This window comes from Bacillota bacterium (assembly GCA_030705925.1).
GTDB lineage: Bacteria > Bacillota > Clostridia > Oscillospirales > Feifaniaceae > JAUZPM01.
On the sequence record JAUZPM010000071.1, the window covers coordinates 1 to 10081 of the forward strand.

12 protein-coding genes are annotated in these 10081 nt (G+C 41.0%); 4 read left to right on the top strand and 8 right to left on the bottom strand.

Going from position 1 to position 10081, the window contains the following annotated elements; translation table 11 throughout:
* Positions 1–293, top strand: a 293-nt coding sequence (locus Q8865_09705) for a hypothetical protein (protein MDP4153695.1), incomplete at its 5' end; no start/stop codon positions are given.
* A 329-nt stretch (positions 294–622) separates the two neighbouring features.
* Here Q8865_09705 and Q8865_09710 read toward each other — a convergent pair.
* A complete protein-coding gene (locus Q8865_09710; protein ID MDP4153696.1) occupies positions 623–1264 on the bottom strand; it encodes a response regulator transcription factor in 642 nt (213 codons plus the stop codon).
* Complete coding sequence (locus Q8865_09715) at positions 1261–2418, bottom strand: sensor histidine kinase (GenBank protein ID MDP4153697.1); 1158 nt, start codon at positions 2416–2418, stop codon at positions 1261–1263. The genes Q8865_09710 and Q8865_09715 overlap by 4 nt, the downstream gene beginning before the upstream one ends.
* Positions 2419–2680: 262 nt before the next feature.
* Here Q8865_09715 and Q8865_09720 point away from each other — a divergent pair, with 262 nt between their 5' ends.
* From Q8865_09720 to Q8865_09730, 3 genes are read left to right on the top strand one after another with little or no spacing between them, the layout of a single operon-like run.
* Entirely contained in the window at positions 2681–3622 is a 942-nt protein-coding gene (locus Q8865_09720) for an ABC transporter ATP-binding protein (GenBank protein ID MDP4153698.1), read from the top strand.
* A gap of 28 nt (positions 3623–3650) precedes the next feature.
* A complete protein-coding gene (locus tag Q8865_09725; protein MDP4153699.1) occupies positions 3651–4895 on the top strand; it encodes an ABC transporter permease in 1245 nt (414 codons plus the stop codon).
* A complete protein-coding gene (locus Q8865_09730; GenBank protein MDP4153700.1) occupies positions 4867–6045 on the top strand; it encodes an ABC transporter permease in 1179 nt (392 codons plus the stop codon). The genes Q8865_09725 and Q8865_09730 overlap by 29 nt, the downstream gene beginning before the upstream one ends.
* 184 nt (positions 6046–6229) lie before the next feature.
* Here Q8865_09730 and Q8865_09735 read toward each other — a convergent pair whose 3' ends face one another.
* The 6 genes from Q8865_09735 to Q8865_09760 all read right to left on the bottom strand — a co-directional run.
* Positions 6230–6928 carry an MBL fold metallo-hydrolase gene (locus Q8865_09735; protein ID MDP4153701.1) on the bottom strand — a complete coding sequence of 233 codons (699 nt, stop codon included), beginning with the start codon at positions 6926–6928 and terminating at the stop codon, positions 6230–6232.
* 171 nt (positions 6929–7099) lie between these two features.
* Positions 7100–7750, bottom strand: coding sequence for a class I SAM-dependent methyltransferase (locus tag Q8865_09740; GenBank protein ID MDP4153702.1), 651 nt, complete (start codon positions 7748–7750; stop codon positions 7100–7102).
* Positions 7728–8288 carry a PadR family transcriptional regulator gene (locus tag Q8865_09745; GenBank protein ID MDP4153703.1) on the bottom strand — a complete coding sequence of 187 codons (561 nt, stop codon included), beginning with the start codon at positions 8286–8288 and terminating at the stop codon, positions 7728–7730. The genes Q8865_09740 and Q8865_09745 overlap by 23 nt, the downstream gene beginning before the upstream one ends.
* Positions 8289–8484: 196 nt before the next feature.
* A complete protein-coding gene (gene arr / locus Q8865_09750) occupies positions 8485–9234 on the bottom strand; it encodes an NAD(+)--rifampin ADP-ribosyltransferase (GenBank protein ID MDP4153704.1) in 750 nt (249 codons plus the stop codon).
* Between the two features lie 184 nt (positions 9235–9418).
* A complete protein-coding gene (locus tag Q8865_09755) occupies positions 9419–9700 on the bottom strand; it encodes a hypothetical protein (GenBank protein MDP4153705.1) in 282 nt (93 codons plus the stop codon).
* 156 nt (positions 9701–9856) lie between these two features.
* A partial coding sequence (locus Q8865_09760; protein ID MDP4153706.1) for a VOC family protein occupies positions 9857–10081 on the bottom strand: 225 nt, incomplete at its 5' end.

Here is a 10081-nt window from a genome sequence, read left to right on the forward strand (position 1 = left end):
AAATGACTGACTTGTCTACAAAAATGACAGTCCTTAAAGACGCTGTCCCGGGTGCTTTTAAAACGGCAAAGAATGATTATATTAAGACAATTGAGAATAAAGGCCCTGAAATTGAGAAAGCGTTCCAGTCTACCTTGAACGGTGGATTTAGGAATGTATATCTTACCGCTGCCATAGCCGCCGTAATTGCTCTACTTCTGCTGCTGTTTTACCGCAACAAAGTAAAAATCAGCAATAGCAATATAGAAAGTTGTGAAGGCGACCCATTGAATCTACAGAACCCAGAGCACTGATTGTCACAGATGATGTGCATTTATATGAACCTGCTGCGAGTGCGGCAGGTTCATGTTTTTTTGTGCAAAAAAAGTCTCGCATTTCTGCGAGACGCTGTCATTTTTAAGATTAAAACACTCACCGTCGGCATTTTGTCCCTTTCCTGGTAATAGAAACAAAATGGAGGCCAATTGGCGCCGGCCTGGTAATTGCCCCATCCTCACTGATTATATATTTATTGTCCAGCAACCAGATTCAGAAAAGCGTTATCGCCGCCGTAATAAATGGCTAACCTCTTCATATTTCCTTACACATTCCCTCGTCGACCGACATTGTTTAAGTTGGAGTTTTATTGGGTTTTCTGTAAAAACACAAGGAGCTCCGCCCGACTTTTCAGATCCAGCTTATCTAATATGTGGCTGATATAATTTTTTACCGTTCCCTCAGTTACAAAAAGTGCGCTTCCTATCTCCTTATTACTCTTACCTAATAGCACCTGCTCACAAACCTCCACTTCCCTGGAAGTAAGCAAGCCGCCTGTACCTGTATTAATTCCGGGCACCGATTGACCCATTGGGTTCAGCGCTCCTATCAGTTTCTGCGAAACAAACGGATTGAGCAGTATATTACCCGAACAGGCTGCATGAATAGACTGAAGGATGGCATCAGATCCGGAATCTTTGAACACATATCCATCCGCACCGTATTTAAGGCCTTTAAAAATATACTCATCCTCCTGAAAAGTCGTGAGAATTATTACTTTGATATTCGGATACTGTTCTTTGACGATTCTTGTTGCCTCGATTCCATCCATAAGCGGCATTCGTATATCCATTAGTACAACTTCCGGGGTGATGCTTTTCAACATTTCAATCAGCTTTACCCCGTTTTCGGCTTCGCCTACAAGGTTTATTTCATCATGAAGGCTCAAAATCATCTTAAGCCCTTCTCGAACGATTTCCTGATCGTCGACAATTAGCGTATCGATCACAAAACATCACCTCGTTCTTTATTAACATAAGGAATTTCAAGTTTTACCTCAAAACCGCCTGTTTCGGAGAAGCTATAACTTGTGCTTCCTCCCAAAGCGACGGTGCGATTTTCAATACCGGTAAGCCCATGCGACTTCACAATTTCCCCCGAGCCATGCCCGTTGTCTTTAATCGAAACCTTCATAAGACTGCTGCTCAAAGAGATATCAATTGTAAAGTCATTGGCTTTGCCATGCCGTATGCCGTTCGTGACGGCCTCTCGCACAGCCTTATAGATGCAGTCTTTCATCTCCGGTTCCATCAGCTCCACCCGGTTGTTAAAAGAAAGGTGAAACAAAATTTCTCCGTCATGAAAGCTGTCAAATAACTCACTTATAGATTCTTTTAGCCCCATTGAGTTTTCTGTGGGGCTGTTTTTTAATGCCGTCACGGCGCTGCGCAAATCGTCTAGGCATTTTTTTGATTGCAATTGCGCGCGATGGATGGCCACTTTTGCTTTTACAGTATCTTTTCCCATGACATTCTCTGCAAACTCAAGGTTCATACCCAGAGCAACCAACCCATGCCCTATGGAATCATGGAGTTCCTGCGCAATCCGTGTTCGCTCTTCCACAACCGAGATTTTCTTAACATTCTCAGCATAGGCCTGAAGCCGGGCATTTGCACTTTGCAAATCAAGGTTAAGCTGTACAATTTTTTGCTTTTCAAATTTATTGCTGCGAAATTGCAATACGATCATTACCACAAAAGCGTAAATCAGGAGAAGCATCCACAACTGCGACCGCAACTGGATGTACTGTGAAACAAGATAAATCGAAAAGTGAAGCAGGACAGCTGGGAGAGGAAATTTTGCGCTGCCAAGAATGATCTCAACGAGTGTAAAAAAGAAATAGACGGCCGTTGCGGTGCTGTATGCATAATACAGTAAGATGCCGGAACCTAGTACCGAGATAACGAAAGAGATACCATAAAGCACCCGCCTGTTTTTAAGATATCGAACCCGCAGAATATCATTTAAATTGAGTGCCAAATAAGCTGCGACCCAGACGTATTCTATATAAGTCACTGTCCTACCAATAAGAATACTACCTGAACAAGCGATAAACAGCGCTGCCCTCAGCAGCCAAATCGCCGTCACTGATGGTTTCTTCATACGAACATCCCCCGCCGTTTCATCAGCTTAAAATTAAGGTGCAGATAAATTCCGCGATCGTCATAACAAATCAGTCATTTGTTTAATTGTTGAGGCAGCCCTATTATACCATAAATCTAAAACGGCGACACAGTGACGATAGTAACGACTCACTTCGTTACGAAAGTAACCGTCGAGTATTGACGAAAGTTTCTATCAGCCATGTTGCCTAAGCGGTATACTGAAATCACAATTAAGCACGGAGGAAAAAATGATGACCAATATGGTTGAATTGCATGGTATAACGAAAAAATATAAAACCTGCACGGCGGTTGACAATCTGACCCTGCACGTCCATGACGGAGAGGTTTTTGGGCTGGTTGGCCCGAACGGAGCGGGAAAGTCCACCACGGTTTCCATGCTCAGCACAATCAACACCCCAACTAGCGGTGATATTCGTATTGCCGGAATGACACTTTCCGCAAACAACCTCAAAATTAAACAGTTAATGGGGGTCGTTCCGCAGGAACTCGCATTGTATCAGACACTGAATGCATATGATAACCTCAGCTTTTTCGGCAGCCTTTATGGGCTATCGGGCCATAAACTGGAGGAGCGTATCGATGAAGTTCTGGACATCGTTGAGCTTACGGATAAGGCGGGTCAAGCAGTCAGTGAGTATTCTGGCGGCATGAAGCGGCGCATCAACATCGGTGTCGCACTAATGAATCACCCGAAGCTTCTGATTTTAGATGAGCCGACTGTCGGAATCGACCCTCAGTCGCGTAACCATATTCTTGAAACCATTAAAAGGCTTAATCGTGAATGGAATATGACCATTATTTATACCAGCCATTACATGGAGGAAGTGGAGTTTCTCTGCGAGCGGGTCGGAATCATTGACTTTGGAAAACTTAAAGCTCTGGGTACTGTAGAGGAGCTCAAACAAACATTTCATATATCCGATACACTTATTATCAGCTGTGGTCGGAGGATCAAGAGTTCGCCAGAGATAATGCGTCAGGTTAAATCAATCAGCGGCATTCAGCAAGTGGATTTTGACGAAAACGAGCTGCGCTGTGTTCTCTCAGCGGGGAATGCAGATGTGCTCTTCGTAATGGAACAGCTTAAGAAACTGGATGTGCCAATTGTAAACTTCCAATTCCGGCAGGCCAATCTAGAGGATGTATTTTTACAGATTACAGGAAAATCGCTGAGGGAATAACGAAAGCACAAACAATGGAGGGATATACTTGAAACTTAAAAAACTTTTTATTCTAGACTGTAAATTGCTTGCCAAAAACAAACTGCAATATTTGAAGCTATTACTATTTCCAGCAGTCATCATAGCAATACTAGGATTCGTTTTTAGTAAAGGTTCAGATGTGAAAATAGCACCTTTTACTGTTGCGTTTTTGAATAATGACATACCATCAGGGGCATCGTCTACCGATTCACTCGGCTCTGTATTTAAAAGTGATGCTCTTCAAAACAGCCAAGTCAATTCAACCATCCGGGTAGTTGACGTTTTGAGTGACAATGAAGCCGCGCAATTGCTCAATGACAGAAAAGCTTCCATCTATATCCGTATCCCGAAGGGCTTTACCAATAAGTATCTCAGCGGATACTCCGCTCAAATTCAGATTGATGCTGAGAACGCATCTGACATTCAAAGAGAAATGATAAATTCCATTGTACGGAGTTACATGCAAAATATCAATATGAAAAGAAACCTCCTTACTGCTGTAACCAATGAAGCACTGACACAACACACAGACGCCGATGTGGTAAAAAGGACAATTGCAAAAATAGGTACAGACGCGCAGCAGACGGATTTGCTGGTTCAGTCGCCAACCGGAGAGAGGCCGCCCATTTCATCTATGCAGTATTACTCAATGGCTATAACCCTTATGTTTTCTATCTTGACAGCTGTAACGTTGATTCACAGTATCGTTGATGAAAAGCTAAACGGAACCTTTATGCGAATTGAAGCTGCACCAATTTCACGAGTAGAATTCATTTTTGGGAAGCTGCTAAGTATTACACTCTCTGTATTTTTGCAAATTCTGATTTTAATTATCTTTACCAGCTTAGTTTACCACGCAAACTGGGGGAACCCTGGGCTTGTGCTTGTCACAACATCTCTCTATAGCCTTATGGTAGGCGCGCTCGCGCTTTCACTCGGCCTTGTAGCAAGTAACCAGGCATCAGTTTCAAGCTATTCGAGCTTGTTGCTCTGGGGTGGTGGTTTTCTTGGTGGCTCCTTTATTAAGCTTAACAATATCGGCGGGCCGCTCGAAATAATCTATCACATCATACCGAACGGAGCTGCGCTGGAAGCTTATCTCGGCATAGCAAACGGTAACGGTTTACAGATTATCATAACAAATCTGCTCGATATTGCCTTGTTTGCTGCCTTATTCTTAAGTGTTTGCGTGGTTTCACAGTATGAAAGAGGAGGTACACTACATGCACGTACAGTTAAAAACGCAGCTTAAGCTGCTGTTTTCAAATAAGATTGCCACTCTGGCAATGATTGCAATGCCGTTGGTGTTGACATTTCTGCTGACAAAGGCAAATGCAGGCGGAACACAATATACGCTCTATATTAACGATGCCGATAGTAGTACAGTCTCTGCACAATATATAAACCTACTGAAAAACCAGACCAATCTCAAAATCGTCGCAGCTACTGCCGAAGAAGTTGATCATGCGCTTGCTGTGCAAAAAGCAGACGCCGCCATAAAAATTGAAAAAGGCTTTTTTCAAAGTGTGGAGACGGGCAGCACAAACAAAATACGAATTTTGCAATCCTATCAATCCGCTGACAGCACGCTCTATATACAGGAGATCAACCAATGCTATGATACCCTACTTCAAACTTATCAGGGAGCTGCAGCAGCCGCTTCAGAAATTGCGGGAAACGACAGCACCTTAAGAACGTCCGATGCCATCATTTCCAGTGCACTGAGAACTAGTAGCAATAACGCGGCAATCACAGCTGAATCTTTTTCGCTGAGCGGCAGTATGAAGAATGAAACAGATAATACCACAAGTACACTCATGGGCTTTCTCATTCTTTTCGTGGGCATCATCGTCATCCAGGGAAGTCGCACACTCATTGACGAAAAGGAAAACCTGACTTATGAACGAATGCTCGGTATGCCAATCAGTTTTCTCAAGGTGCTGACAGTAAAATCCGTTTCAATTTTCCTTTACTGTGCAGTAAATGTGGTCATTGTCATTGCTGCTGGGCGACTGGTGTTCCACCTACAAATTTTCAATAACCTGCTGCCACTTTGCCTAGTCTTTGCCGCCTACCTAGTTGCCATGATTGGAATTACGCTTATGTTTACCCTTCGTGCTAATAATCAGCAGAAATTTACAGCAGTGGGGATACCTGCAAACATACTGGCAGGAATGCTGGGGGGCTGTTTTTTCCCGATTGACATTGCGCCCAAGGCAATTCAGGTAATTTCTAGGTTTACGCCGCAGGGCTGGGCACTGTCCGCCATCAACAGTTTAAATGCTGCCACCTTGACTCCGACTCTGGTTGCAGCCTGCATTGTATTTACTCTCGGAGGATTGACATTTCTTGCGGTGTTCTTTCTGAGCCATTATTATCGTTTAAAGCTAATGGCAAAATAATCATTTCACGAGTTAAATACTATGGGTCTTGATATTAAGAATCAACCCTGAATTTGTGAAAAGCACCATGTGTAGGTTTGAACGCTAACACATGATGCTTTTCTGGTAAGATTGTTCATAAAATCGGATTCAAAGCTTGTGCATGTTATAAATAAGCTGACATTTACCAATGCGCTTATTTCAATTATAACGCGTGTCCGAGTGATTCCTTCAGAATTCGATTGGCATTATTTATTATTGGTGAACCATGTCCAAATAGAGCACACTCAATGGGATAATTCAATAACCTACTTGCGTCAGCATGAACTTGGTTAGTGTTTACGTTGAATTTTTCTGGGACACCTATTACAAGTCCTTTATCCTCATTATTTCTAATAACATCACTAAAAAACATTATTTTTCTATCGGCCTGATATAAAGCTATACTTCCAGGTGTATGCCCAGGTACATTTATAACTTGCAAGCCGCCAATAATATCAATTGTATCGTCATCCTCTAAAGGAAAATCAACATGTTGCACTACACAATTAAACTGTCGCGTATATTTCTGTTCTTCCACCATCATGTTGTGATAAGCACCATTAATTACGCTTTGTTGTAATATGAAAGGAATATCATTTTTATGCGCTGCCAACTTTGCGCCTGAACATCTGGCAAGTTCTGCAGCTCCGCCTATGTGGTCACAATGACAATGCGATAAAATAATCATTTTCAAATTGGAAAGAGAAAAGTCATTATCCTCCAGTGTCTTGATTAAATACTTGGTTTTCATGAAAATTCCGGTATCTATTAAATAATAACCACTATTACTTAGAAGCACAAAAATATTGGCTTTTAACACTTCATCTTCGATGATAAATAAATCATCAGTGATTTTTTCCATAATATTATCTCCGTCAGTCCCGCTATTTCCATTTTACAAACTTTCAACCCGTGTCATAAATATAACTTAGAAGCTCATATTTGCAGCTAGTACCTCATTTGCTCATGCCACAAATAATGGCATTGCATTTTCATGCTGCCCCTTCTATAAACGAATCAATGAATAAATACATCATTTTCCTCCCGTAATGCAGAGTCCAAAGAAATCAGAGGTTACCGACGCAGCATGAAGATTCGATTGGCGCAAAAGCTCGACTATTTCAGAAACGGTATAGGCAGCATTTAAGGAAGAGACAAGACCAGGACGTATATTTTTCGGCTGGGTGGACAGGGACACCACCATTTTTTTAAAAGGATGTACGTCGCGCCGTAAGTCGGTAATGCAGTATCGTCCGCCAGTACGGAGAACTCGATAAATCTCATTGAAGGCCCTAATGGGATTTTCCCATTCGTGCATTGATCCATTTGATATGACAGTGTCAAAGCATTCGTCCGCAAAGGGCATATTCATGCAATTACCCTGCACATAGCGGGCAGAAATACCATATTCGGCGGCGTTTTTCTCTGCAAAGCGAATCATAGCAGGGCTGATTTCGCAACCGGTGAGCGAAGTATTATTTAGTTTCTTAGCAAGTTCCAGACCTACATAACCGGGCCCCGGGCCGACCTCAAGCATATCGCCGCCTTTGATTCCGGAAGCAATCATGCTATTCACGCCATTCCAACCCTTATCTCGCATGCTTCTAGCAAAAAGGTCAAAGGTCTCCACGGTGATCTCATTTTGAATACCCTCGTTAGTTTCAATGACTCTTGCTTTCATCATTTGTGTTCTCTCCTTTTAATTGGTTTAGGGACTGTTCCGCCCAGGCAAGTTCGGCCTTATAATGATGGATATGGTGCTCAAAAATGATATTGGCAGAGGTTCGATATGCCACTGGGATATACGAAATAGTATTTTCCTTATGCATTTTCAACTTGGCAAGAACCTTCTTCATGTTTGCAATATGGAGGCTTAGATTTTCCGCCAGAGTACCCTCTTCTAGACTGTCTTTAAAGTATAGAACACCATCAATATCAAAGGTAGGACGGTACTCTATTTTCAGTTTCTGCACAAGCAACTCTTGAAATTTGTCGGCGCCGGCACTGTTTATACTATATACGGTTTTCTCTGGACGAGCACCTTGTTTGTCGTGTTGTGCGGTAATAAGGCCCATCGCCTCCATCTTTTCTAGATGATAATAGACTGTGGGTAGTTTGATCTGCGTAAAGTCCTCAAGTTGTTCCTCAATGAGTTTTTTGATTTGATAGCCGTGTTGAGGACCAAATCGTAAAAGCAACCCAAGAATGTAAAGCGGAATCATATATCTTTTCCTTTCTGTATTAGTCAGTGCTGAGTATAATTATACTCAGCACTGACTAATTGTCAAGTAAAAATAAACAGGTAAGTGAACTTAAATTCCGCTTACCTGTTTCTTCACATGTCATAAACATTGCGCGAAGCTCAGCTGACTAACCGCACTTGGAGGTTTACTCATATTTTACACATCTGAAACATGCTTAATTAATAATTTTCCCCTTGCTTTTGGCTAAATTTTCGTGCCATTCTCGTCGTTCCGTAGTTGTCAGTTTCGACCACTCTGTTTCTTCACCAATAATTCTTAAAGGTGCCTGTGAACGATAAGAGCGTGTTAAATTACCCGGAAATTTTTTGTCAGTAACATTTGGATCGTTTTCAAATTCGCCTGTTGGTTTTACTATATAAACGCGTTCCCTTTCTTCTCCTTTTGCTAATGCTGCTGCAAGACCTGCGCCATTGACATTAGCAGTGAAATAAATGTGGTTCATTTTAAGCTCAGGTTTATAATTTGAAATTCCACCCGCCTTTAGTAAATCACCAACCTGTAAATCTGCCTTTGTGCCATGATAAAATGGACCTTCATCAGAAGGACCAACATTATATAAATTTGCCAATTCACAATTTTTTAATGCGCTATCAGCATTACCCAACGCATCATAACATTTCGCAATGTTTACATATAACGTTGAGTATGCACTCTTAACATTATCATCATTAATATTTAGAGCACACTGTAAAGATGTTTCAAACCATTTCAATTTATCTGTAACACTTTTTTGCTGACGAGCTAAATGATAGGCCGCAATAAATCTTTCATAGTCGTCTGTTGCTTCGTACCACGCATTACAAAACATCGTTGTTGCATCATCAATGTTTCCACTATTCTCTATGCTCATCCCACTCATACAAAGTTTAATAATGGCGTTGTTTGGATCAAATCTTATATTCATCTATTCTTACCTCCGAATTTATAAAACCACATTAGTGCTCCGTTCATGGAAACATGTTACCTGCATATCCTTTTCGTAAGCTTCATATTTTAGTCATCTAATGCAATGAACCAAAATTTCCTGTTCTCATTCTTTAATATAATCAGATACTAAAGCTTGGACATGTCATAAACAAACTGCGAAGCTAAGAAAAGTAATATATTTTACTTATATCTTCCATAATAGCTTTAATTAGAAATAGAGGACAATCATCTTCTCCGGCAACATGGTAGCCATTATTAAAAACAAGTTTGGAATTACTTAATATATCATCTCTATCGGTAATATACTCCAGCCTTTGTTTGCTATTTTCAATGATTAAATTCCTATTTCCAAAGAATTCATGATTTCTATTAAACGATATTATTTTAAAATCAGTGAATTCAATTGCACCCTGAATCATTTTTATGATTTCATCATCAGTCATGATCCTTCCTCTTTTCCGCTTATCTATTGATTTTTTTAAGTGTCAAAACCTTTTCTTTGTGTTATTGGGGTATATAAACATTAAGCGAAGCTCACATTTGCAGTTAGACTGCACAGTGTGGGCATTACAGATAACTCGGCGATTCGCAGTTGAAATTTATTTTTCTACAACAGGAGTAGTTATTTCAATATAATTTCCTTCGCAATATTCAAACTCAGATACCCAATTCAAACCAATTTGAGTTATAGGAAACACAGCTTTCAGACCTTTAAGTTTTCGTTGCAATATATCAATACTTTCAACTTCAATGCTTGGTAAGCAGTTTGATCCGAATGTATGCGTCTCTTGCATTTTTTCAAAAGCAAACAGCCCCAACCTAAA

Bases quoted from the DNA above. Each gene is read 5' to 3' on its own strand.
- Q8865_09740 (MDP4153702.1), bottom strand. From the start codon at position 7,750: ATGATGAAAGCAAGAGTCATTGAAACTAACGAGGGTATTCAAAATGAG.
- Q8865_09745 (MDP4153703.1), bottom strand. From the start codon at position 8,288: ATGATTCCGCTTTACATTCTTGGGTTGCTTTTACGATTTGGTCCTCAA.
- Q8865_09720 (MDP4153698.1), top strand. From the start codon at position 2,681: ATGGTTGAATTGCATGGTATAACGAAAAAATATAAAACCTGCACGGCG.
- Q8865_09715 (MDP4153697.1), bottom strand. From the start codon at position 2,418: ATGAAGAAACCATCAGTGACGGCGATTTGGCTGCTGAGGGCAGCGCTG.
- Q8865_09755 (MDP4153705.1), bottom strand. From the start codon at position 9,700: ATGACTGATGATGAAATCATAAAAATGATTCAGGGTGCAATTGAATTC.
- arr (MDP4153704.1), bottom strand. From the start codon at position 9,234: ATGAATATAAGATTTGATCCAAACAACGCCATTATTAAACTTTGTATG.
- Q8865_09730 (MDP4153700.1), top strand. From the start codon at position 4,867: ATGCACGTACAGTTAAAAACGCAGCTTAAGCTGCTGTTTTCAAATAAG.
- Q8865_09735 (MDP4153701.1), bottom strand. From the start codon at position 6,928: ATGGAAAAAATCACTGATGATTTATTTATCATCGAAGATGAAGTGTTA.